The sequence below is a fragment of the Martelella sp. HB161492 genome, assembly GCF_013184775.1.
GTDB lineage: Bacteria > Pseudomonadota > Alphaproteobacteria > Rhizobiales > Rhizobiaceae > Martelella.
In genome coordinates this window covers 544,362-569,234 of sequence record NZ_JAATVV010000001.1, presented here as the reverse complement: position 1 = coordinate 569,234, position 24,873 = coordinate 544,362, and the positions used below count along the sequence as shown (strand labels likewise).

The 24,873-nt window shown below is 58.6% G+C and carries 16 protein-coding genes and 1 tRNA gene; 10 read left to right on the top strand and 7 right to left on the bottom strand.

Going from position 1 to position 24,873, the window contains the following annotated elements; genetic code table 11:
- Positions 1 to 7: 7 nt before the first annotated feature.
- Together HCK86_RS02575 and HCK86_RS02570 are read right to left on the bottom strand one after the other, a co-directional pair.
- On the bottom strand, positions 8 to 979 hold the full coding sequence (locus tag HCK86_RS02575; RefSeq protein WP_176082885.1) for an L-threonylcarbamoyladenylate synthase: 972 nt from the start codon (positions 977 to 979) through the stop codon (positions 8 to 10).
- Between the two features lie 130 nt (positions 980 to 1,109).
- Positions 1,110 to 2,690, bottom strand: a complete 1,581-nt coding sequence (locus tag HCK86_RS02570; protein ID WP_176082884.1) for a hypothetical protein — start codon at positions 2,688 to 2,690, stop codon at positions 1,110 to 1,112.
- Positions 2,691 to 3,034: 344 nt separating this feature from the next.
- Here HCK86_RS02570 and HCK86_RS02565 point away from each other — a divergent pair, with 344 nt between their 5' ends.
- From HCK86_RS02565 to HCK86_RS02550, 4 genes are all read left to right on the top strand, one after another.
- Positions 3,035 to 4,279: an aromatic ring-hydroxylating dioxygenase subunit alpha gene (locus HCK86_RS02565; protein WP_176082966.1), complete on the top strand. Its 1,245-nt coding sequence runs from the start codon at positions 3,035 to 3,037 to the stop codon at positions 4,277 to 4,279.
- A 31-nt stretch (positions 4,280 to 4,310) separates the two neighbouring features.
- Positions 4,311 to 5,396 carry a hybrid-cluster NAD(P)-dependent oxidoreductase gene (locus HCK86_RS02560; RefSeq protein ID WP_176082883.1) on the top strand — a complete coding sequence of 362 codons (1,086 nt, stop codon included), beginning with the start codon at positions 4,311 to 4,313 and terminating at the stop codon, positions 5,394 to 5,396.
- Positions 5,397 to 5,535: 139 nt separating this feature from the next.
- Positions 5,536 to 6,519, top strand: a complete 984-nt coding sequence (gene mbfA / locus HCK86_RS02555; protein ID WP_176082882.1) for an iron exporter MbfA — start codon at positions 5,536 to 5,538, stop codon at positions 6,517 to 6,519.
- A 177-nt stretch (positions 6,520 to 6,696) separates the two neighbouring features.
- A complete protein-coding gene (locus HCK86_RS02550; protein ID WP_176082881.1) occupies positions 6,697 to 8,916 on the top strand; it encodes a bifunctional diguanylate cyclase/phosphodiesterase in 2,220 nt (739 codons plus the stop codon).
- A 5-nt stretch (positions 8,917 to 8,921) separates the two neighbouring features.
- On the opposite strand, the gene rocF is transcribed toward HCK86_RS02550, so the two are convergent.
- Positions 8,922 to 9,845, bottom strand: coding sequence for an arginase (rocF, locus tag HCK86_RS02545; protein ID WP_176082880.1), 924 nt, complete (start codon positions 9,843 to 9,845; stop codon positions 8,922 to 8,924).
- A 661-nt stretch (positions 9,846 to 10,506) separates the two neighbouring features.
- Here rocF and HCK86_RS02540 point away from each other — a divergent pair.
- From HCK86_RS02540 to HCK86_RS02530, 3 genes are all read left to right on the top strand, one after another.
- Complete coding sequence (locus tag HCK86_RS02540) at positions 10,507 to 11,118, top strand: hypothetical protein (RefSeq protein ID WP_176082879.1); 612 nt, start codon at positions 10,507 to 10,509, stop codon at positions 11,116 to 11,118.
- Positions 11,081 to 12,868, top strand: coding sequence for a radical SAM protein (locus HCK86_RS02535; RefSeq protein WP_176082878.1), 1,788 nt, complete (start codon positions 11,081 to 11,083; stop codon positions 12,866 to 12,868). The genes HCK86_RS02540 and HCK86_RS02535 overlap by 38 nt, the downstream gene beginning before the upstream one ends.
- Before the next feature lie 104 nt (positions 12,869 to 12,972).
- Positions 12,973 to 13,545, top strand: coding sequence for an Arm DNA-binding domain-containing protein (locus HCK86_RS02530; RefSeq protein WP_176082877.1), 573 nt, complete (start codon positions 12,973 to 12,975; stop codon positions 13,543 to 13,545).
- Between the two features lie 372 nt (positions 13,546 to 13,917).
- On the opposite strand, the gene HCK86_RS02525 is transcribed toward HCK86_RS02530, so the two are convergent.
- Positions 13,918 to 13,994, bottom strand: a tRNA-Met gene (locus HCK86_RS02525).
- A 275-nt stretch (positions 13,995 to 14,269) separates the two neighbouring features.
- Between HCK86_RS02525 and HCK86_RS02520 the strand changes: the two genes are divergently transcribed.
- Positions 14,270 to 14,707 (top strand): metallopeptidase family protein, encoded by a 438-nt coding sequence (locus HCK86_RS02520; protein WP_176082876.1) that lies wholly within the window; start codon positions 14,270 to 14,272, stop codon positions 14,705 to 14,707.
- A gap of 157 nt (positions 14,708 to 14,864) precedes the next feature.
- Here HCK86_RS02520 and HCK86_RS02515 read toward each other — a convergent pair whose 3' ends face one another.
- On the bottom strand, positions 14,865 to 15,503 hold the full coding sequence (locus HCK86_RS02515; RefSeq protein WP_176082875.1) for a carbonic anhydrase: 639 nt from the start codon (positions 15,501 to 15,503) through the stop codon (positions 14,865 to 14,867).
- 49 nt (positions 15,504 to 15,552) lie between these two features.
- A complete protein-coding gene (gene pdxY / locus HCK86_RS02510) occupies positions 15,553 to 16,431 on the bottom strand; it encodes a pyridoxal kinase PdxY (RefSeq protein WP_176082874.1) in 879 nt (292 codons plus the stop codon).
- A gap of 208 nt (positions 16,432 to 16,639) precedes the next feature.
- Here pdxY and HCK86_RS02505 point away from each other — a divergent pair, with 208 nt between their 5' ends.
- Together HCK86_RS02505 and HCK86_RS02500 are read left to right on the top strand one after the other, a co-directional pair.
- Positions 16,640 to 21,433 carry an NAD-glutamate dehydrogenase gene (locus HCK86_RS02505; protein WP_176082873.1) on the top strand — a complete coding sequence of 1,598 codons (4,794 nt, stop codon included), beginning with the start codon at positions 16,640 to 16,642 and terminating at the stop codon, positions 21,431 to 21,433.
- 171 nt (positions 21,434 to 21,604) lie between these two features.
- Entirely contained in the window at positions 21,605 to 23,008 is a 1,404-nt protein-coding gene (locus HCK86_RS02500) for an MFS transporter (RefSeq protein WP_246739416.1), read from the top strand.
- Between the two features lie 155 nt (positions 23,009 to 23,163).
- Here the strand turns inward: HCK86_RS02500 and purH are convergent, their stop codons facing one another.
- The gene (gene purH, locus HCK86_RS02495) at positions 23,164 to 24,780 is read right to left on the bottom strand and encodes a bifunctional phosphoribosylaminoimidazolecarboxamide formyltransferase/IMP cyclohydrolase (RefSeq protein WP_176082872.1); all 1,617 of its coding nucleotides are present in this window, start codon (positions 24,778 to 24,780) and stop codon (positions 23,164 to 23,166) included.
- Positions 24,781 to 24,873: the final 93 nt, after the last annotated feature.

The following is a 24,873-nucleotide window of genomic DNA, read 5'->3' as shown; positions in this document are numbered from 1 at the left end:
CTGTGCGTCAGGGGCGCGGGGCGGCGGCGCGCGAAAGCCTGTCATTGATCGCCTCGCCGAGACCCGTCTTCGGGATTGGCGAAAAGGCGATCCGCGAGGCCTTCTCCGCATCTGCCTGTTTCATGATGTCGTAAAGCCGGGAAGCGGCTTCTGCAAGGTCGCCGGTCGCGCTCAGCTGGTGGATCCGTGCGGCATTGCCGATATCGGCAATGTCTGGATGGCCGAACAGGACCAGCGTCTCGCCCGGCAGAACGAATGTGGCATTGAGCCGGACCGGAGCGTTGGGGGCGTAATGGGACGCCATCATCCCCGGCGCTTCGATGGCACCGAAACTTTCCTTGCGGGTGATGGCGATGCCGGTCAGCGCCTCAACCGCATCAAGGTCTATGCCGCCGGGACGCAGCAGGGTGATCCCGCCGTCGCCGATCTTCAGAATGGTCGATTCCACGCCGACATCGGCGGCGCCATTGTCGATCACCAGTGCGATCTTCTCGCCGAGATCGGCCGCCACATGGGCAGCCGTTGTCGGGCTGATCCGTCCGGATGTATTGGCCGACGGCGCCGCGAGCGGCCGGTCAAGGGCTGCAATCAGGCGGTTGGAAAAGCCCATCGGCACGCGGATGCCAACGGTCGGCAGACCCGCAGTCGCCGCGGCGGCAATGCCGCTGTCAGCCTTCAGCGGCAGGATCAGCGTCAGTGGGCCGGGCCAGAAGGCTTTCGCCAGCGTCAGCGCGGTTTCGTCAAAAATGGCATAGCGCATGGCCATGGCAAGATCGGCCATGTGGCAGATTAACGGATTGAAGGCAGGGCGGCCCTTGGCCGCATAGATTTTCGCGATGGCTTCAGCATTGGTGGCGTCAGCCGCCAGTCCGTAAACCGTCTCGGTCGGAATGGCGACCAGTGCCCCTTCGCCAAGTGTCCTGACACCGGCGACAAGGGCCGCGTCCATATTTTGCCTGCAATCGATGATCTGCGCCATTTTCGCATTCCTTTCGGTCTGTCCGTTTAGAACGGCGGACCGCCAAGCGAAAGGAAATTCTTGGGACGCGATCAGACAAAAGCCCGAAGGGACCGGGGCGCAGGCGCTTTGCCGGCGTCCCGGTTCTCGATCACTTGTTAATCGGGTTCAGCCATTCGGCGGTTGAAAGCGAGATCGCTCCGGCACCGGCATCGCTGGTGACGACGGCTTCCACCTTGTCCGTATCGAACAGGTTCTGCGGGGCTGGCGGTTCGCCATTGTTCCACTTGAACGGGATCGGCGGTGCTTCGGTCGGGCCAAGCGGCGTGCCGGATAGACCGCTGTCGCCCTGCCAGACGATCCATTGCGTACCGCTTTCATCGGTAATGGTGGACTGTGGTGCGGGGATCAGATTGTCATCGGCGCCGGCCAGCAGTTCCATCCTGGTGTTGAAGGCCTCGATTGCACCGGTATAGCTCGGATCTTCGGGCTTGGACTGGTTGTTGCGCAGCGGCGTCTGGACCCCCTTGTAGACGCTGTTGCGCACCATGACTGCGCCGCTCTCCGTCGAGATCGAGCCATTGGTGTAGAGCTTCAGCTTGTAGGGATCGCCGCTCAGCTTTGCCGCCTTGTCCGGGTTGTCGGCCAGAAGCTTGTCGTACCAGGCCATGGTTTCACGCACATCCGAGGCATCGGCGACAAGATTATAGACCTGAACATCGCCGGTTCTCAGCCGCGGCATGCGGTCCTGCAGATCCTTGTAATAGTTATGCGCGAGGGTGACGACAAAGCCGGGCTTTTCCTTCTTCGAGGAGGAGCCGATCAGGTGGCCCTTCTTCACCGGCATCTCGACCGCCATGATCTGGTCCTCGGTCATGAAGGAGCGCAGGAAATCATAGAAGGGATAGGCGGCGCGGTCGGCCTCGAGCGCGTCGAACTGTTCCTTCATGAAATCCGGATTGCCGCTGCCGGGCAGGATCTTGGTCCAGGAAATGGTGATTCCATTCTGCGCCTGGGTGTCCGGTCCGCTATCGGCCGGGTTCGAGGCGCCGCGCTTGATGTCGACGATCCCGTCATAGGCCTTGTAGAAGGTGCAGTGATCGATCCAGACGGCGCCGACCGAGGTCTCCTTCGAATTGCCGATCGTGATGTAATCCCAGTCATTCTCATCATAATCGCCGGCGGTTTTCTCATCCCATTCCCACATTTCGTCAAAGGTGAGGTTGCGGATGATCAGGTTCTGCCCGTCATCAATATTGAAGCCGGCATGGCGGATGGTCGCGCCGTTCTTCGAATAGATCGTCAGACCGTCAAAGCCGGTGAGATTGATCTTCGAAACGCCGGTTTTCTTCAGCACAGCGCTGGTGAGCGCGGGATTATGCGCCTTGAAGAAGGGATATTTCGCTGCCGTGGCATCGCCGCCAGCTTCATCATAGCCGAGATCAAGATCGGCAGTGATTTCGATGACGCGATAGGGCTCATTGTCCGTATCGGAGATGCTGGCAAGCGCCTTGAGGAATTCATCGGCCGTTGCGACCTTGATATAGCGCGGGTCATCCTCCGAATAGACCCCGCCACCGGTCACACCGGCAACGGCCGCATAGCCTTCAATATTGAACAGCGACGGATCGGCGCCTGCGGCAAGCGCCGAAGTGGCAAAGCCCGCTGAAAGCATTGCAAGAGCAGCAGACGCCGTCAGCCGTGCGACGGTCCGCTGTGAAAATTGTGACATCAAGAGACCTCCCAAAAGTCTTCAAAAAATCCAACTTGCAGCAACTAATATGCAAGTATGCAGAAATGATAAGCCAGAAAATTGCCGTTGCAACTGGGAAAATTGCGAATTTTCGGCGAAATCTCACGACGGCCTGCCGAAAATCATGGACAGAAAGGATGCGTCCCTGGGTGTCGTTGACGTAAAAATACGCCTATCGGGCGTATTCGCCGCGCGACCGGCATTTCCGCGTCAGCGACGGCGTGTCGTCATTCACGAAAGTCATGTCGTAGATGAGATGCAGGCCGCAACCGGGCGGTGTTTTAATGATCACAATTGCTTTCATTTCATCGCGCGAGGCCGCCATGACCATACGCCAGCAGATGCTTGAAGGGCTGAAGAACCGCAGGGACGGCTTCACCCTTGCCAGGCCCTTCTATACCGATCCGGATTTCTTTCGCGTCGACATGGAGGAATTCTATTATCGCGACTGGCTGTTTGTCGGTCATGATTGCGAGTTGCCGAAACCCGGAAACTTCCTCACCCTTCAGGTGGGTGAATATGCGGTGATCCTGACCCGCGGGCGTGATCAGCAGATCCGGGCGCTGCATAATTCCTGCCGTCATCGTGGTTCCAGGGTCTGCACCACGGAGAAGGGAACCTCGGCCAAGCTGGTCTGCCCCTATCACCAGTGGACCTATGATCTCGATGGCACCTTGCAATTTGTCCGCCATATGGGTGACGATTTCGACAAGTCGCAATTCGGACTGAAGCCCATCCATTGCGAGACGATTGCCGGCTATATCTTCATCTGTCTCGCCGATGACGCACCCGACATTGCCCCGTTGCGCGCCGCGATCGGCCCTTACATGGCGCCCCATCGCATTGCCGAGGCCAAGGTCGCCTTCAAGTCGACGATTGTGGAGAAGGGCAACTGGAAGCTCGTCTGGGAAAATAACCGCGAATGCTACCATTGTGCCGCCAATCATCCCGAGCTCTGCCGGACCTATCCCGAAGCCTCGTCCGTGACGGGGGTTCAGGGCATGATGGATGATCCCGAAATTCTCGCCCACTGGGCCCATTGCGAGGCGGGCGGTCTGCCCTCACGGTTCGAAATGGAAAAGGAAGGCCAGTATCGTGTCGCCCGCATGCCGCTGATCGAGGGGGCGGAGAGCTACACGATGTCCGGAAAGCCGGCGGTGCGGAAACTTCTGTCGCCGGATGTGACGACGCGCAATATCGGCACGCTGCTGCTGTTCCATTATCCCACGACCTGGAACCATTTCCTGATCGATCACGCGATCTCCTTCCGGGTCCTGCCGCTCGGACCGGAAGAAACCGAAGTGACCACCACCTGGCTGGTCAGCAAGGATGCCGTCGAGGGGGTTGATTATGATCTGGCTGAGCTGACCCATGTCTGGACCGAGACCAACGATCAGGACCGCCGGATCGTCGAGGAAAATGCCCGCGGCATCCGTTCGCCGGCCTATGAGCCCGGCCCCTATAGTGAAGCGGATGAGGGCGGCGTGATGCAGTTCGTTGAATGGTACACCAATATGCTCGAGCGCCGGCTTTCCGGCCCGGCGCAGCCCTTGTCCGTCGTTGCCTGAGAAAACGAGAAGTCCCGGAAGCTGAGAATTCATGGCGAAAAATCCACTGTTCAAGCATATCGATGAAATGGTGCCCTGGAATGCGCGCGAGCATATGCTGGAATGCGTGGCCTGGACGCCGGAAGCTCCGGATGTGATGACCTTCACCTTCCGCGCGGAGGCCGAGAATATCTGGTTCCGCTATCTGCCGGGGCAATTCATCACGCTTGAACTGCCGGTCGGGCCGGAACCCGTGTTGCGCACCTATACGATCTCCTCGTCGCCCTCGCGGCCGTTCACCATTGCTGTTACGGTCAAGATGCAGGCCGACAGCATCGGCACGCGCTGGATGTTCGAGCATCTGAAACCTGGCATGAAGCTGAAGGCCATCGGACCGCTCGGCGATTTTTCCTATGTGCGCCATCCGGCCGACAAATATCTGTTCATCTCCGCCGGCTCGGGCATCACGCCGATGATGTCGATGACGCGTGATCTCGGTGACCGCGATCCCGATGCCGATATCGCCTTCATCCATTGCGCCCGCTCACCCAGTGACATCATTTTCCGCTGGGAGCTGGAATACAAGGCACGCTACATGCCCTTCTTCAATCTCGGCTTCATCGTCACCGAACTGGAGCGTACCCAGCTCTGGTCCGGGCTGAAGGGCTGGATCGACAAGGCCAAGATTGCGCTTCTGGTGCCGGACTTTCTCGATCGCAAGGTATTCTGCTGCGGGCCGGAACCCTTTATGGCAACCGTTCGGGAATCGCTTGCCGGCTCCGGCTTTCCCATGGCCGAGAGCTATTTCGAGGAGAGCTTCAAGCCCGACAAGCCGGCGCCGATGGTGGTTGTCGGCGATAGCGGCGAGGCGGATGCGCGCCTTTCGGTCTCTTTCACTGAAACCGGCAAGACCGTTGAGGCTGAGCCCGGTTTCACGCTGCTGCAAACCGCGCGCGCGGCGGGGATTCGCATTCCCTCGGCCTGCGAGAGCGGTATCTGCGGCACCTGCCGGGTCAAGTGCCTCTCCGGCAAGGTCGATATGCAGCATAATGGCGGCATCCTCGATGACGAGATCGATGAGGGCTATGTGCTTGCCTGTTGCTCGCGCCCGCTGAGCGATGTTTCCGTAGAAGTCTGACCGCGCCTTCTTCTCCGTTCCGCGTTGCGCCGCATTGCGGCGGCGGAGCTGGCCGTGCCAAGCGGCGGGGTGATTGACATTTTTGCAAATTAGTTTAGAATAATTCTAAACTAATGCATGCAAGTTTTACAGGTTCTGAATGTCTCCCTCGTTTTTCCCCGGCGCCAAGCGCTCATTTGAAAGTCTGTCCGAGCAGGAAGTGCTGGCGCTTGCCATTTCCTCTGAGGAGGATGACGCCCGTATCTATCAGGCCTATGCCAGCCGGCTGAAGGTGGATTTTCCGCAATCGGCCAAGGTGTTTGAAGACATGGCGGCGGTGGAGAACCGGCATCGCCAGGTTCTGATCGACATGCATAAGCGCCGTTTCGGGGATTACATCCCGCTGATCCGGCGCGGCCATGTGCGCGGTTTTTATGATCGCCGGCCCGACTGGCTGATGGGCACGCTGTCTTTGGAAAAGATCCGCAATGCTACCATTGACATGGAGGCACAGTCGGAGCGCTTTTACCGGGCGGCGGCGCAGCGCGTCTGCGACGCCGACACGCGCAAGCTCTTGGGCGATCTGGCGGCGGCAGAAGCGGGTCACGGCGCGATTGCGCGGGAGCTCACCGAGAAACATACGCCGGCCGATGTTCAGGAGGAGGAGAATTCTCACGCCAAGCGCCAGTTCATTCTGACCTTTGTGCAGCCCGGTCTTGCCGGCCTCATGGATGGTTCCGTTTCGACGCTTGCGCCGATCTTCGCCGCAGCCTTTGCCACGCAGGACACCTGGCAGACCTTTCTGATCGGTCTCTCCGCCGCCGTCGGTGCCGGCATTTCCATGGGCTTCACCGAGGCTGCCCACGATGATGGCAAATTGTCCGGGCGTGGCTCGCCGGTCAAGCGCGGCCTTGCCTCCGGCATCATGACCGCCGTTGGCGGTCTTGGTCATGCGCTGCCCTATCTCATCCCCGATTTCTGGGTTGCGACCGCAGTCGCCATCGTTGTCGTATTCTGCGAATTGTGGGCGATCGCCTTCATTCAGAACCGCTACATGGAAACGCCCTTTCTGCGCGCGGCCTTTCAGGTCGTTCTGGGTGGCGGCCTGGTGCTGGCAGCCGGTATTCTGATTGGCGGCGGCTGAAGCCAGTTCTGACAGTTCCGGCCTTTATCTGCTGATGCGCTTGTATATCAGCAGTTCTGTTTCTTTTGCTTGTAAAGATGCCCGGCGCACCTGTATTCTCAATCCGTGTCTGTTCGGGAGGGTGGATCCGCATATATGAAGACAGGCAACGCGTCTGGGCCGACGCAAAGATTGCGCTTGCGCAAGCGCATTCATGTGCTGATCGGTCTTTTGATGTTCGCTGTTATCCTTGTCGCCTCGCTGCTTTTTGGCCGCTGGGCCGAGGGGACGCGGGTCGCGGAGCAGCGGGCGGCAACGCAGCGGGTGCTGGTTCATGTCCGCGAGCATGCGCTGCGCTCCTTTGCCAATATCGCCGCCCTGCAGCATGGCATTGCCAACGTGATTTCCGAACAGGACGGCGAGGTTTCCGCCCCGGCCTTTAGCCGGTTGATGGAGGATTTCCTTGGCCGCAACAGCGATGTCGCCGCCGAAGCACTTGTCGACAGGGACGGTATTCATTTCAGCCACGGCGTGAATGCTGCGGCCCTCGACTGGCTTCATCATGGTGCGCCGTTTCAGGATCCGCGGGCCCTGGTCGATCATCACGCATCCCTCAGCCTGATCACCTCGCAAGGCCGGGACAATGGTGAATTTTTTTTGGCGCTGGTCCAGTCGCTGGCACCGTCGCGGCTTCAGGACAAGGTCGCGCCGGAAAGACGCAGTCTGGTTTTCGTCGTCAATGTCGCAGCCCTTTTCGCCCGGCTTGCAAACGAGATCGCCCCGTTCAACGCCGTGTTCGTGGTGATCGATGCGGATGGCAAGGTCGTGCTGGGATCGCTGTCCGTTCAGGACAATGATCCGGAGCTGCTGCCGCTTGAGGCGTCTTGGCCAGGGCCGGACGAATTGCGGCTGCTGCCCGCGGACTGGGTGCTGGCCGCTGTTCCGCGGAACGGCTGGGGGTTCAGTCTTCTGGAGAGGGTCGGTGTCTATGCGGTGATCTGCATGTCTGCGGCCGTGGCTTTTTCGGCAGTGATACTGGCGCTCTATTTTTCGTGGGTGCGCGGGCGGAGCAACGACCGGCTGAGAGACAGCACGTCGGCGCTGAGCAGCCGCGACCGCCGGCTGGCCTATCTTGCCGATCATGATGAGGCCACGGGGCTGAAGAATTATGCCTATCTGGAACAGTGGCGCAACGGCCAGGTCGGGGACCGTGGTCCCTTCACGCTTTTTCTGATCGACATCCATCACTTCAAGAATGTCAATCTGACCTATGGGCCGGACACCGGGGACAGGGTTCTGGCGACGATCGGTGCACGCCTGCGCGACGTGCTTGACGAGGATGCCATTGCGGTCCGGATCGGCGGCGACAAGTTCCTTGTCATTTTCAGCGGGGCGATTGTCGAAGGCGCGTTGCCGCCCGGCTTGCAGGCCGTCGTCACGGCGGTCGAACAACCAGTCGCTGCTGGTGAGCATCTCATCCGGCTCGGCACGATCATCGGCATTGCGGTCGCCGCGGATGGTGACGAGAACCGCACTGAAATGCTGGGCCGGGCTGATATCGCCCTGGCGCGCGGCGCCATGACCGGCCGGGGCAGCATCTGCTTTTTCGACGAGGCGATGCGCATGGAATCGGCCAGGATCCGGCAGATCGCCGACGAGATTGTCGCTGCGATCGAGACAGATCAGATCGATGTCTTCTTCCAGCCTCAGGTTTCAGCCAGAGGCTATCGGGTCAGTGGCGCGGAAGCGCTGGTGCGATGGCGGCATCCCGAGCGCGGCATTCTGGCGCCGGCGGTCTTCATGCCGTCCGTCGAACTGATGAATCTGACGGCCCGCATTGACGCAATCGTCCTGCAAAAGGCACTGGCCTATCTGCGTGGCTTTGAGCAGTCAGGCCTTTTTCTGCCGCGACTTTCCGTGAATGTCTCAGGGCCGCGGCTTTCCTCTCCGGGTCTGTTTGAGGATCTCGAAATGCTCGACCTCCCAGCGGGCCGGCTCGGTTTCGAGGTGCTGGAGAGCGTCTATCTGGACGAGGGTAATGCGGTGATGGCGCGCAATCTGGCGGCCGCGCGTGCGCATGGCATCGACATTGAAGTCGATGATTTCGGGACCGGATTTGCCTCGATCATCTCGCTTTTGCGGCTGCGTCCGTCACGGCTGAAGATCGACCGCGAACTGATCGCGCCGATTGTTGACGATGAGGTGCAGCGTCAGGTGATTGCGGCAATTGTCGATATCGCCCGGGCGCGCAAGGTCGGGCTCGTGGCCGAAGGCGTTGAAACCCTGCGCCATGCCGAGATCCTGCGCGATATCGGTATTGAAACCTTCCAGGGCTTTGCCTTTTCGAAGCCCCTTCCGGCGGAGGAATTCGCCCGCTATCTTGCCGTTCACGGCACCGGGCCTGTTTTCGGCCCGTGAGGCGGTCATCCAAAGCTGCGGGTCGGGCGGTCCATCACCTGGCGGCCAAGCAGGCTTGCCGTGAGATCACATAGAAGCGTCGCCGTGCGTCCGCGCTCGTCAAGAAAAGGGTTGAGTTCGACGAGGTCGAGGCTGGTGACCAGAGCGCTGTCATGCAGCATTTCCATGACGAGATGCGCCTCGCGAAATGTCGCGCCGCCCGGAACCGTCGTGCCGACGGCAGGTGCGATCTGCGGATCGAGGAAGTCGACATCGAGGCTGACATGCAGCATGCCATTGGCGGCGGCGACCTTGTCGAGAAAGGCCGAAAGCAGCACGGCAATGCCGTTTTCATCAATGGCGCGCATATCGTTCACCGTCACGCCATTCTGGCGCAGCGCCATGCGTTCCGCCGGATCAACACTGCGAATGCCGGTCATGCAGATATTCTTCGGGTCGACCGGAGCGATAAGGTCGGGGTAGATGCCGGAAAAGCCCGGCAGGCCGGAGACATAGGCGAGAGGGGTGCCATGCAGATTGCCGCTTTCCGTCGTCGCGAGCGTATGGAAATCGGGATGGGCGTCGAGCCAGAGCACAAAGAGCGGGCGGCCGCGTTCCTGTGCGCGGCGGGCGACACCGGCAACGCTGCCGGCTGAGAGAACATGATCGCCGCCCATGAAGATCGGCAGTCCCGTCTCACTGATCGCATAGGCGCGTTCAACGATGGCATCGAGCCAGGCCACAGTCTCACCGAGCTGTTTGAGGACCGGATTGTCATGGGCGACCGGCCGTTGCGGGGCGGGCGTAAGATCGCCGAAATCGCGCACCTCATGGCCGAGCGCTGCAATCGCTTCGGCAAGGCCAGCGGTGCGCAGCGCGCTCGGTCCCATCTCGCATCCCCTGCGTCCGGCGCCGCTTTGCACCGGCAATCCCAGCAATCGGCATTCCATCAGCCGTCTCCTCTTCGTGTGGTATCGGTAGCGAAGCTGTCTTCAGCATGGCCATGATGCAGGCAGCATAACGGCACTCAGACAAAAACCGTAGACAAAGACGGCAGAAAAACCGGAAGCGACAAAGTGGTGTGTGATGGCCGGATTCACAGCGCGCGATGCAGGGAATCTGCAACATGATTTTGGGCTGATTTTCAGTTAAGTCATTGGAGTTGTTGGTAGCGGAGGAGGGATTCGAACCCCCGACACAAGGATTATGATTTGGCCAAGGTGTCTGCGCGATCTGGCTCAGGTGTGAGCAGCTTGTATCGATAGATCGTTGAATTGGTTGGGGTCGGACTTTCCGATCCGTCTCTATTGTTTCCAAATGCGTTCATTCAAGCGCGACGCTTTTGGCTCCCCCGTGACACCCCAACCGATAGCCTTTTCCTTCCTGCTAGAACTTTCAACATTTAACCTCACTAAATCCCTTCCTAGACAGTTTTGATATCTGGCCGTTTTGTAACTACACAGACAGATCAACTACAGCGTAGATATAGATACGATCAGAAGAATACCGTACAACCTTGACTTGAATATCAAGCCACAGGATTATGAGTAGATCGTCCAACACTGCAACCAGTCAATTAGGTTCTGGTCTCAGCATCGCAAGGGGGAGTTAATGCGCGAAAATGAATTGAAAGAGTTCTCTGTCAAGGTGGGCGAAGCGTTCGCCGCTCACACCCTTGAAACTGGAAGGCCATCAAGCGAAGCCCTGCCCTCATTCAACTTCGGCTTTCTCGAAGAAGGAAGTGCCTCCGAACCGATCAAACAATATACATCGAAGCTGGTTTCTCGCATTGAGGAGCTAGGCTTGAACGAGCCAAATGAAATCTATGAACTGCCAGAGTTCAGACTAGACGAAATCCCGAGAGAAGAATTTGACCGCCTGTATTCCAACAGCAGGCGTAATGGATTTGGTAATGAAGGCGGTGCGGAAAGCGGATGGGCATATGTTGCTGCAGGTGTAGTCGCGGTTATTGGAGCCAAAAAGGTACATTCAATCATTTCTAAGAAAGTTGCCGACGGTCAATTGGATGGGTGGGACCCCAACGGTCCTCCACTCGGCCCGGACGATGGACCAGTTATTTTTCCACCTAGAAGAGGAGGTGGAGGCCCGGTTGTGCCGGGACAGCCAAGATGGACCGACCCTCTCCCCCCAGACTTTGAGTCACGCGTCTTCCAGGGAATTGAGAATGCACTGGCTCAAAGGCTTCGGAATGAAATCGGATGAAACCCCAAATCTAATATTGGTAAATGCGCTTTACGACGGAATAGACTCCCGTGAACGCGGATTTCAGCTGGGCCTTCTATATATCTCTACCTATGTCGAAGAAAAAGGCTTCAGGACAAAAATCTTAGTTGGTGAAAATGTTACGAAACGCATAATATGGGAATTGGAAAGAAGCCAAGAAAAGCCACTGCTAGGTTTTTATGTATCGGCGGATAATGAACACGAAGTAATTCGATGCGCAACCGTAGTAAAGTCTATGCATCCAGACTGTCCGATCATCTTTGGCGGACCGGAAGCGAGGGTTAAACCCGAACAAATATTGAATAACAAAGTTGCAGACTATGTCTGCACAGGCGACGGCGAAGATTGCGTCTTAGACCTCATGAACGTTCTCTTCCGAAACAACGGAACTTTGGAGAAGGTTCCAAATTTGGCGTATTTGAACGGTGATAAGCTAAAATTCGGTCACTCTCCACATAGCAAAGCAAACTTGGATCTCGATCGACTTCCAATTCCAAAGCGAGAAAGCTTCGATCCAAGATACATGGACCCTTCCATGATTGCCACGGCCAGAGGATGTGTTTCGAAGTGCACATTTTGTTTTGAGGGGACTTCGGTAAAGTTGCGGCGTCACTCGGTCGCGCGTGTTATCGAAGAAATGAAATACCTGCAAAATACCTTTGCAACTAAATACTTCGCATTTACGGATGATACTTTCACTTCGGATGCGCGGAAAGTCTATGATCTATCTGCGGCTATCGCAGAAAATTTCCATCCGCACGTCGACGCAACTTGGTACTGCGAAGCGAAAGTAAGTGACCTCTGTCGCGATATTAATATGGCCAAGACAATGGTGGGCGCTGGCTTAGTTCGCGCTCAGGTGGGATCTGAATCTGGGAATCAGAATATCCTCGATTTATACAGAAAGGAAATTGAAACTTGGCAAATCGTTGAAGCCACCGAAATGCTATACGACAGTGGCATAGTTTCAATCTTCACAAATTTCATCATCGGTGGTGTATGCGAAACAATTAAAACCTTTGAAGAATCGCTGGAGCTAGCTTTGTCTTTGATGCATGCAGCGCCGGGTGTTTTGGAGTGTGCATCAACATTTCTAAGCCCCTACAGCGGTACCGACATCAGGCTGAATCCAGAACGCTACGATGTTGAGTTGGTAGATGACCAGTTCATCACCGGTTCAAGCGACTCCTACATTTTCGCTCGCTCAAAGCACCTTACAAGCGAACAGGTACTTAGCATGGGCAAAGAGTTTTATTCCGCGCACCGCAACGCGATGGATGAAATATACCCGTCTCTTAGTAGCGATATTATTAGACGACAACTAGAGATGGGGTTATTCGGACTCACGTCAAATTGGCATCAATATTTAGTTGAGGATGGAATCCTAGCTCGATGGTTTGACTTTCGTAGACGAGGCTATGACAAGCAAATCAGTCCTGAGGAAAGCAAGCTCTCTGCGATCATCCCAACACGAACGATGGCAATGGAGTCATCTTCGCAGGATAAATTCATCTGGTTGCGTCGTAAGCGTTTGTTACGTTTTTCAGCACTTGAAAAAGCATTAATAGAATTAGCCTCAGGCAAGATCACATTGCCCGAAATCGTAGAAAGGACATTCACCCAATTCGGCAATGACTATATGTCTAAGCACACATTTCAAACTGCGATTATAGATTTCTACAACCGCATGGCAGATGAATTCCTGATTTGCTTTAGACGCTTCTCGTAGGGCCTACAACCTCTGCAACGGTGTCGGATGGACAAATTCCCTCGTGCGAAAGCTTCTCAAACCATACCCTGACAATTTGACGTTGCAATCTTATTTTGCGCGTCATGAAGAAAAAACTGACGCCGAAACTGATTGAGAATTTGCCGCCTGCCTCAGGCAAGCGCTACGAGGTCCGCGATGAATTACTGACTGGGCTGCTGCTGCGTGTGTCAGCCACAGGCGCAAAGGTCTGGTATCTGGCAACACGCATCGATGGACGGTCCCGGCGCATCAAGCTCGGGTCATGGCCAGTCCTTTCGCTGAAAGATGCACGTGAGAAGGCGCAAATGATCCTGCGCGATATTCAATTGGGATTGTTTCAGCGCCACGAGGATGAGCCAGCGCCGAAATCCTTGACGCTTGGCGATGTCATCCCTCAGTTCATCGAAAAACACGCGAAACGGCACACCAAGGACTGGAAGGGAACCGAGAGCGTATTGCTGCGCATGAACAAGCTTCATGGGCTCAGGTCAATTGGCAAAGCTATCATTCTCGGAAAACGCGCGTTTTATGGCCTCGACGCCAAGTTCCCCCCAAGCCAAGAGGGCCATGCCGGCAGGCTCTTTGAACTCCCACTTGAAGGTGTGGCCACCGTAGTCATCCACAAAAAGCTTATAAACATATTCACATGCATTTGAGCTTCTATCGCGCATGCAAAAGATCAAGAACTCATAAAGAGCGTTCAAGCTCATTCCAGATTTATAGTATTTTTCCGCCGTCTCTTCTAATAAGCTAAACTAACACCGCTCTAACATCCAATAGACCTGCGCTAACATTAGCGTGTCAACCATAGCGGCGGAACAGCTCAATTACTTATTCGAGCTTAGATCGCGTGTGACCAAAGTGCCCTTAATGTAACTGCAAGCTACCTTAGACCAGAAGCGTTGAAATTCAGAAAGCTAATCTTCCCACCAAAGGCACCTGACACCCAGAATGGCACCCCGGCCCATCCGCGCGCACATTCTCCGTCGCGATTAAACACGCAAACATCTGAATTATTTAAAGATTTTTGGTAGCGGAGGAGGGATTCGAACCCCCGACACAAGGATTATGATTCCTCTGCTCTAACCTACTGAGCTACTCCGCCATACCGACTTCGCTGTTTTCGTTGCCGAAAGCTGCTGTCAGCGTGGTTCCCGGGGCGTCGGCGCCCGGAACGACGGCGTTATTAGGGCCTTGCAGGCGGGGTGTCAAGCGCAGCGCCAGCGAATTATGCGGGCTTTTTTTCCTTGGCGGCGGCAAATTTGCAGTCTCCGCCCGCAAAAGCAGCGCTCAAAGCGGCGCAATGGGTGAGAAAGCCGGCAATAACGGCTCGAAATGAAACGGGAAACGCTCTATATGAACTCCATTCAAGGAGATACAATGGGCCGCATGAACAAGAGTGAAGACTGGCGCGAACGTTATGCACCGGGTCTGGAGGCAATCGAGTCTCTGGCAATTGAGGCCTATGCCAAACTGCCGGAAACCTTTCGTGCGCTCACCGGAGACATCATTATCGAAATCGCCGACTTTCCAAGTGATGACGTGTTTGAAGACATGGCACTGGAAACCCCTTTCGACCTTCTCGGTCTTTTCGAGGGGCGCGGCGTCTCTGAGCGCTTCACCGTGGAGACCGGTGAGATGCCCAACCGGATCACGCTCTATCGCCGGCCGATCCTGGATTACTGGGCGGAGAATGAAGAAACGCTCGGCGATATCGTCACCCATGTGCTGATCCACGAAATCGGCCACCATTTCGGTCTGTCCGATGATGATATGGAACGGATCGAGGAGAACGCCGATCAGGCGCTTGGCCGCTGAGCCCCGGCCCGGGCCTTCAATGCGATTGCCGTCATGAAAAGGGCCGGTCTGACATCTGTCAGGCCGGCCTTTTGTCAATCAGGCGGATGCTTTGGCGTCTTCCCGATCGCCGCATCCTGCTTGGCGAAAACCGGGCCCGGCTTTCGGGCCGTCATCGTTATTCGGGGCGTTTGAAATCGCCGGTCTTGGCGTCCATCACCCATAATTCGCCGGTAGAAATGTCGAACCAGGCGCCGTAGACCTTCAGCTTGCCCTGCTTCTCAGCGTCAGCAATATTGGGGAAGGAGCGCAGATTGTTGACCGAATTGCGGATCGAAACGCGCTCCAGCGCGGTCTGCCGTTCACCCGGCGTCATGATCTCGTTGGAATTGATCTGCTGGGCGACGGGCCGCAGCATCGACGTCCATTTGCCGATGAAATCGCCGGGGGAGAGCGGCTCGGCCTCCGGTGAGAGCGCTGCGTGAATACCGCCGCAACGGCCGTGGCCGAGCACGACGATGTTCTTGACCTTCAGGCCTTCGACGGCGAATTCAACGGCAGCCGATGTGCCGTGATAATGTTCATCCGGCTGATAGGGCGGCACCAGATTGGCGACATTGCGCACCACGAAGAGTTCACCCGGCCGTGCATTGAAGATCATCTCCGGTCCGGCACGTGAATCACAGCAGGCGATAATCAATGTCTGCGGCTTCTGCCCTTCCTCGGCCAATGTGCGATAGCGTTCGCGCTCCTCGACATAGCGTCCGGACATGAAATTCTTGTAGCCGTCAAGAAGCGGCCTGGGGAACAGTTCCATGCGATATCATCCCTTTTATCGGAGCCGCGCGCATTTTTCCGCGACGACCTTACTGTCTTTTACGCCGCCGTGACGGATGCATCAATTGACGCAGTCCAACTTTTGCCATCGGCGTGCGCAGTGATTGCTGATCCTTTTCCAGCATCAGCTCATCCGCACCGGCGCGCACGGCATGGGCAAGTACCTCGAAAACGCTGGCGGTCGTCTTTTCAAGCGTTTCGGCAATGGGCAGACCGGCCATATGCCTGGCGAGGAACAGGCCGGAAAACAGGTCACCAAGCCCGTTGGGCGGATTTTTCGCCAAGGGATGCTCTGCCAGGATCGCCTGACGATCGTCAACAAAAAGTGTGGCGATGCTGTCGGCGATCATGGCATGGGCGGATGTGACGGCAACGGCGCCGGGTGCAAGAGCAAGGGCGGCGTCGATGATGGCGTTGTTATCGTCGACAGGCTTTTCTGTCAGCCAGGCAAGTTCGAAACGGTTCGGTGTTGCGATATCGGCAAGCGGCAGCAGTCGCTCACGGATGGCAATGGCCGTCTCCTGCGCAACGTAAAGGCCGCCGGCGTCACCGATCACCGGGTCGCAGAGATAGATGAGCGCGGGATTTTCTGCGCGCAGGGCGGTGACAAAGCCGGCAATTGCCTCAGCCTGGGCCGCATCGGCGAGATAGCCGGAGATCACGCCGCGGATCTCGCCGCGCCAGCGCGAGCCGGCAAGATCGGCAAGCGCGCCGGAAAATCCGGTTGCCTCGAAGGTCAGCCGGGTGGCGCGGCCGTGGCCCGGATGGAAGGGCAGGACGATGGTGGGCACGGCCCAGCTGGTAAAGCCGAGCGTTTCCAGCGCGAAGACGATGGCCCGGTTGCCAACCCTGCCGCGCATGACATGGCTCGATATCGAGACGATTGCGCCATCAGGCACATTTATCATAAAGTGTCCTCTTTAAGGCTATAACACCCTATGGTGGAGGGCGGACTCAATTTCATCATGTTCTCGATCTGCTCTAAACCGTGTTTGGCGCAATCCTGTCAACACAATGACGTAATGAACGCGGAAACAACGCTTTAAAATTGCAGCCGACGGCAGGCAGAGTGCTGAGACGGTCGGCGCGGCATGGCGAAAGGCGCCAGGAGGAAACATGTACACGACCAATGACACCAGGCGCCGGGAGAAGCTGGAGGCAGCCGAGGAAAGCGCCCGTAATAGTGGCTTGCGCTATATCAGCCCGGATATCATGTTCGCCCGGGCCAGTCGTGAGGATCTGGATCGTTACGAGCCGGCCATGCTTGGTGCCGTCGCCGCCCATGCGGCATCGGAGCTTTCGGCCTGGAACGGCGCCGCGCCGCGGGTCAGCATCGGCCCGGTCGCAGGCGTGGTGCCGGGTGGTGCTGCCATCGACGTGATCGCGATCACGCTCAGCAACATGCCCTTCATCTATGATTCGGTCGTGGCGGAGATTGCCGAGCACACGGCGGATATCCTGCTCGCCATCCATCCCATTCTGGTCGTCACGCCGGATGCGACGATCAGGGCTTTCACGCCGGAACATTCGCATGATGCCGACAAGCGTGTGTCCCATGTTCAGATCCATATCGCCCGCCTTGGCCCGGGGCTTGCAGACCGGCTGAAGGCACGGCTCGAACAGGTCCTGCATCATGTTGATCTGGCGGTTTCCGACTGGCCGCTGATGCTGGGCAAGCTTGAAACAGCAATGGGTGAGCTGGTGAGCCGGGTGCCGGCAAAGAAGACGGCCGAGCGTGATGAGGCTTATGCCTTTCTGGAATGGCTGCGCGATGGCAATTTCACCTTTCTCGGCATGCGTGACCTGCTTTACGTCGCCGATGAGACCGGCAGCCGTGTTGAACATGTGGAAGGCTCGAGCATCGGAATTCTTGCCGATACGGAGATGCGGGTCCTGCGCAGTGGGGCCAAGCCGGTGGTCTCGACGCCGGAAATCCTGGCCTTTCTTGAAGGCCAGGACTATCTGATCGTCACCAAGGCCAACACGATATCCACGGTGCATCGCCGGTCCCATATGGACTATATCGGCGTCAAACGTCTTGATTCCGAAGGCCGGGTGGTCGGCGAACTGCGCATCGTCGGCCTTTTCACCTTCACCGCCTATACCCAAGCCGCCCGGCGCATTCCGCTTCTGCGGGCCAAGGTCGATCAGGTGGTGGCGCGTTTCGGTTTTGAGGACAAGAGCCATGCCGGGCGTTCGCTGCAGAATATTCTCGAGACCTATCCGCGTGACGAGCTTTTCCAGACCCCGGTTGAAACACTGACGGAATTCTGCGGCCAGATCCTGGAAGTGGCCGAGCGGCCGAGGATCCGCGTCCTGGTTCGTGTCGACAGTTTCGACCGCTTCGTTTCGGTGCTGGTCTATGTGCCGCGTCAGCTTTACGATTCGCGCCTGCGCGAACAGATCGGCGATTATCTGGCCCGGGTCTATGAAGGGCGGGTGTCTGCCTATTATCCGGGCTTTCCCGAAGGCCATTCGGCGCGGGTGCATTTCATTATCGCCCGTCAAAGCGGCGAAAAGACACCGGAAATCGCGCAGACGGTGCTGGAAGAAACGGTCACCAATCTCGCATCTGACTGGTCCGAACGCTTCCGCCAGCTTGCCGGGCCCGGCACGACGCGGCTTGGCGTCTCGGAGGCCTATCGCGCTGTCTTCCGCCCGGATGAGGCCGTGGCCGATCTCGACCGCATTGTCGCTGCCGGCGAGAGCGGGGCGCCGCAGATTGCCTTCTATCGTCCGGCGGACGGGGACGGCGCTGAAGAACTGCGTCTGAAGATCTTCAAGGGCGACGGGCAGCTGGCGCTGTCGAAGCGTGTGCCGCTGCTTGAAAATCTGGGTTTTACGGTTCAGTCCGAACGCACTTTCGATCTGACGCTGGATAACGGTTTCGATCAGCCTCGCGATCTGGTGCTACATGACATGGCGCTCACGGTAGAGGCGTCAGCGCCCTTCGATCTTGCCGCCGATGCCCCGCGTCTGGAACGGGCCTTCCTGGCGGTGCTGTCCGGCGCGATCGACAATGACAGCTTCAACCGGCTGGTTCTGGTTGCTGGCCTGGAAGCCGGTGAGGCCAATGTGCTGCGTGTCTATGCCCAATATATGCGTCAGGCCGGGATCAATTATACGCAGGATTATATCGCCCAGTCGCTTTGCCTTTATCCGCAGCTGGCCCGTTCGCTGTTTGCGTTGTTTGCGGCAAGCTTCACCCCCGGTCCCGGCGAGGTCGAACGGCAAGAATGGCTCGGACGGCTTCACGACAGCATCAATGAAGGCCTATCCGGCGTGCCGAGCCTTGATGACGACCGGATCCTCAGGCTCTACGTCAAGCTGATTGATGCCACGCTGCGCACCAACTATTTCCAGCGCGGCGCAACGGGCGGAGCGCCGGCCAATCTGGCGCTGAAATTTGCCTCGCGGTCGATCTCCATCCTGCCCGCGCCGCGTCCCTTCCGCGAGATCTTCGTCTATGGTGCGGAGGTCGAGGGCGTGCATCTGCGCTTCGGCCCGGTTGCCCGCGGTGGCCTGCGCTGGTCGGATCGCGGCCAGGACTACCGCACCGAGGTTCTGGGTCTGGTCAAGGCCCAGCAGGTCAAGAATGCCGTGATTGTGCCGGTGGGTGCCAAGGGCGGCTTCTTTCCGCGCCGTCTGCCGGCAGGGGGCAGCCGCGAGGCGGTGTTTGAGGCCGGACGCGAAGCCTATAAGAGCTATATCCGCACATTGCTGTCCGTCACCGACAATATTGAAGGCCAGACGGTGCTGCCGCCGGCATCGACCGTCAGGCGCGACGGTGATGACCCCTATTTTGTTGTTGCCGCTGACAAGGGCACAGCCACCTTCTCCGATACTGCCAATGGTCTTGCCGAAGAAGCGGGTTTCTGGCTCGGCGATGCCTTTGCCTCCGGCGGCTCGGCCGGTTACGACCACAAGAAGATGGGCATTACCGCGCGCGGCGCCTGGGAAGCGGTAAAACGCCATTTCCGTGAAATGAACATGGATATCCAGACAACGCCCTTCACCGCGATCGGCGTCGGCGACATGTCCGGCGATGTTTTCGGCAATGGCATGCTGCTGTCGGAACAGACCCGGCTCGTCGCGGCCTTTGACCACCGCGATATCTTCATCGATCCGAACCCTGATCCGGCGACCGGCTTTGCCGAGCGCAAGCGGCTTTTCGAGCTGCCGCGCTCCAGTTGGCAGGATTATGATGTCACCTGCCTGTCGCAGGGCGGCACCATCATTTCGCGCCAGCTGAAATCGGCGACACTCTCGGCGGAGGCAGCGGCGGCCATCGGTCTGGCACCGGGCCAGTACACGCCTTTCGAGATCATGACGGCGATCCTCAAGGCGCCGGCGGACCTTCTCTGGTTCGGCGGCATCGGGACCTATGTGAAGGCGCCGGAGGAGAGCCATGCGGCAGCCGGCGACCGGGCCAATGACCCGATCCGCATCAATGCCGATGAGGTCGGCGCGAAAGTGATCGGTGAAGGCGCCAATCTCGGCGTGACCCAGAAGGGCCGCATCGCCTATGGGCTGAAGGGCGGCCGGTCGAATTCCGATGCGATCGACAATTCCGCCGGCGTCAATTGCTCTGATGTCGAAGTCAATATCAAGATCGCGCTGGCCGCGGCGATGCGGGCGGGCCGTCTCAACCGGGCTGACCGGGATGATCTGCTGGTGGCGATGACGGATGACGTGGCGGCCATCTGCCTTGAAAACAATTATCGCCAGACGCTGTCCATCTCGCTCACTCTGGGTGAGGGCGATAACGGCGTCCTGTCGCTTTCACGGCTGATGGATGTGCTGGAGAAGGCCGGGCAGCTTGATCGCAAGGTTGAGACCCTGCCGGACCGTGCCGGTCTGAAGGCGCGGCACCAGGCCGGGCAGCCACTGACGCGGCCGGAAATTGCCGTGCTGCTTTCCTATGCCAAGATCGTGCTGTTCGATCAGGTTCTGTCGAGCGATCTGCCGGATGAACCCTATTTCGCCGAGACGCTCTCAACCTATTTCCCGGTGCGCATGCGTGAAACCTTTGCCGCCGACATTGAAAGCCACCGGTTGCGGCGCGAGATCATTTCGACGCGGCTTGTCAACGATGTGATCAATCGTGGCGGTGCCTCCTTTGTCATCGAAGCCTGCGATGCGACGGCGATGACGCCGGAACAGGTGGTCAAGGCCGCGATCATCGTTCGGGACGGTTTCGGACTGGAGGCGCTGTGGCAGGCCGTCGACAGCCTTGACGGCCGGGTCGATGGCGCGGTTCAAAATGCGCTTTATGCACGGCTGCGCTATCTGTTCAGCGTGCTCACCCATCTTCTGCTGAAGAACGGCCTTGTCGATGGTGATATTCCAGCGGCCATCAGTCAGCTTTCGACAGCCCTTGCGATCTTCCGAGATCACGCGGATACGCTGTTGCCGGATGCGCGGGCGCAGTGGCTGTCCGATCAGCGGGCCAGCTGGGCGGAGGCGGGCGTGCCGGATGAAATCGCCGACAACATCGCCCGCCATGTCGCCATGCTGTTCGTGCCGGAAGCCCTGCAGATTGCCCGACGGGCCGATGTATCGCTGGAGAAGGCGGCGGATAGCTATTTTTCCATCACGCGAAGCTTCGGCGTCTCCGCTCTTCTGACGTCTGCCAGCCGGATCTCGCTGTCGGATTTCTACGAGAGCATGGCGCTGCTGCGCTCCATGGACCAGATCTCTGCAGCGCGCCGCGATCTGGCCGCTATTGCCTTGCTGCGTTATGGCGGGGAGGGCGAGCCGGTGGCAGCGCTGAAGGCCGCTTATGCGGTGCGGATCGAGCAGATCACCGAGCAGCTTGCCCAGCTCGCCGAGGGCGGCGATATCTCGGTTGCCCGCATCACCGTGGCGGCGGGGCTGCTTTCGGATCTGGTGCGCGAGCTCGCCGCCTGACAGGCCAAGCAGCCGATCGGCCTTGATCGGATCGGCGCGTCTTGCTGATAGCGCATTGCGGACGACGGCGGCTCCCGCCCGGTCGCCCGCAATGCCGGCTGTCTGGGATCTGGCATTTGGCAAGTAAAACGGGTAAAGCCAGAGAAAGCGAGACAAAAGCGGGAACAGATCATGGCGATGGTGGAAGACGATGCAGCAGCGTTGTCGGCGGGGGGCGGCCGGCTTGGCCTGACGGGTTGGGTGCTGTTCGACTGGGCAGCGCAACCCTTTTTCACGATGATTCTGACCTTTGTCTTCGGGCCTTATTTTGTCACCCGGCTCGGCAGTGATTCCGTTGCCGGTCAGGAGGCATGGGCCCATGCGGCAACGATTGCCGGCATTGGTCTTGCCCTCACCGCGCCCTTGGCCGGAGTACTGTCCGATCGCATCGGTGCCCATAAGCGCTGGATCGGCTTTCTGGCGATCTTTCAGTCGGCAAGTCTTGCCGCTCTCTGGTTTGCTGCGCCGGGAACGGGCTATTTCTGGCCGGCGCTGATGATTGTCATCGCCACGATGGCGGCCGAATTGTCGGTGGTGTTCAACGATTCCATGCTGCCGCGGCTGGTGCCGGCAGAGGCGGTCAACCGTGTATCCAATGCGGCCTGGGGCATTGGTTATCTCGGCGGCATGATCCCGCTGGTCTTCTTCTTTCTGTTCCTGTCGGCCGATCCGCACACCGGGGTGACGATGATCGGCCTTTCGCCGCTGTTCGGGCTCGATCCGGCCGCAGGCGCAGCGGAACGGCTGTCCGGTCCGCTGGCAGCGCTCTGGTATCTGATCTTTCTGGTACCGCTGTTTCTGTTCACGCCGGAAACGGTCAGGTCGATGCCGGTGAAAAAAGCTTTGAAAACCGGCATCGCCGATCTTCGGCACACCATCTCCGTGCTGACGGAAAGGAAGGACACATTTCGCTTCCTGATGGCGCGCATGCTCTACATGGACGGCGTCAATGCGATCTTGACGCTGGGGCCTGCCTTTGCCGCAGCGCGGTTTGGCTGGAGCATCGTCGAGATCGGACTTTTCGGTATTCTGATCAATGTGTCGGCGCTGATCGGCTGCCTGTTCGCGTCGGGTCTTTCCAGGCACCTCACGGCCCGGTCCATGGTCCTGGCATCGCTGCTGATCCTGGTCGTCGCGAATATTGGCTTCATATCGACCACAAGGGATGGCGCCCTGTTCGGACTGATCGCGGCGCCGGCGGATACGGGCGGGCTGTTCGGCTCGGGTGCGGAAAAGATCTGTGTCGGCTTTGCCCTTTTGATCGGCTTTGCCTTTGGTCCGGTGCAGTCCGCATCGCGGGCTTTTCTGGCCAGCACGGTGCCGGTTTCCGAGGCTGGACGCTATTTCGGCCTCTATTCGCTGACCGGCCGGATTACCAGTTTTCTCGGGACAGGTGCCTTTGCCATCGTCACCGGGCTGACCGGGTCCGCCAGTGCCGGCATGGCGACGATCATCATCTTTCTGCTGGGCGGGCTCGCCATTTTCCTGACCGTCAGGCGGGACGGGGGCAGGACCCCCGTCGGCCGGTCGGTCTGAGAACAGGCCATGCGGATCGGCGGCGTTTGGACCTAGCGCATCGGCTCGAAAATCGGAATCGATTTTCGAAAAGAACGATGCGTCGATTCAATAAGATAGAGCGCCGATGCATCATGCTCTGCGAAAGCCGCTATCCGGCTTCCGCCTGGCAAACCTCAGTGACGGAAGGTCCGGATGCCGGTGAAGACCATGGCGACGCCATGCTCGTTGGCTGCATCGATCACTTCCTGATCGCGGATCGAACCTCCGGGCTGGATCACCGCGGTGGCACCGGCGGCGATCGCTGAGAGAAGGCCGTCGGCGAAGGGGAAAAACGCTTCCGAGGCGACTGCTGACCCCTTGGTCATCGGTTCCGCCCAGCCGGCGGTCTTGGCGGCTTCTTCCGCCTTGATGGCGGCAATGCGGGCGGAATCGATCCGGCTCATCTGGCCGGCGCCAATCCCGGCCGTCTGGCCATCCTTGACATAGACGATGGCGTTCGACTTGACGTGCTTGGCGATGGCAAAGGCCATTCTCAGGTCTTCCAGCTCCTTCTCGCTCGGCGCGCGCTCGGTCACGACCTTCAGGTCGATAGCGTCGATCATGGCATTGTCGCGGCCCTGAAGCAGGAAACCGCCGGCAACGGTGCGCAGGTTGAAGCCCTTGGCGCGCGGATCGGGCAGGCCGCCAGTGGTCAGAAGCCGCAGATTCTTCTTTGCCGCAATGATCGCCTTCGCCTCGTCGGAAGCCTCCGGCGCGATAATCACTTCGGTGAACAGCTTGACGATTTCGGCTGCCGTTTCGGCGTCGAGGCATTGGTTGAGCGCGACGATACCGCCAAAGGCCGACTGGCTGTCGCAGGCAAGTGCGCGGCCATAGGCCTCCTTCAGCGTTTCAGCGCGGGCAACGCCGCAGGGATTGGCATGCTTGATGATGGCGCAGGCCGGTGCGAGCTTGGGATCGAACTCGGCAACCAGCTCGAAGGCGGCATCGGTATCGTTGATATTGTTGTAGGAAAGCTGCTTGCCCTGATGCTGGACCGCATTGGAAACGCCGGGGCGCTTGTCGCCTGTCACGTAGAAGGAAGCGTGCTGATGCGGGTTCTCGCCATAGCGCATTTCCTGGGCGAGCGTGCCGCCGAGCGCGAAATGACGCGGGGTTTCGATCTCCAGCGCTTCAGCAAACCAGCGCGAAATCGTTGCGTCATAGGCGGCGGTGCGGGCATAGGCACGGGCGGCGAGCTGCTGGCGCAGCTGATAGCCGATCTTGCCGTTACCGGCTTCAAGCGCGGCGGTAACCTCCGCATAATCGGCCGGATCGGTGATGACGGTCACATAGGCGTGGTTCTTGGCAGCGGCGCGGATCATCGCCGGACCGCCGATATCGATGTTTTCCACGGTCGTCGGATAGTCGCCGCCAGCCGCACGCACCTCTTCGAAGGGATAGAGATTGATGACAGCGAGATCGATTGCCTCGATACCGTGCTCCTTCATAGCCGCCTGATGTTCACCATCGTCGCGAATGGCGAGAAGGCCGCCATGGACATTGGGATGCAGCGTCTTGACGCGGCCATCCATGATTTCGGGAAAGCCGGTGACCTCGGAAACATCGGTGACGTCCAGTCCGGCTGCCGAAAGCGCCTTATGCGTGCCGCCGGTGGACAGGAGCTTGACGCCACGCGCGGAAAGCGCTCTGGCGAAGTCGACAATACCGGCCTTGTCGGAGACCGACAGAAGCGCAGTCTTTACAGTCACGAGATCCGGAGCGGGGATTTTCTTCGAGGCAACAGCCATGGCACTTTCCTTCTTCGGGCAATTCATCAGCCGACGTCAGCCTTCAAAGCCTGTCGGGAATTGCAGGACATGAGACAAATTGAGCGGTTCGGC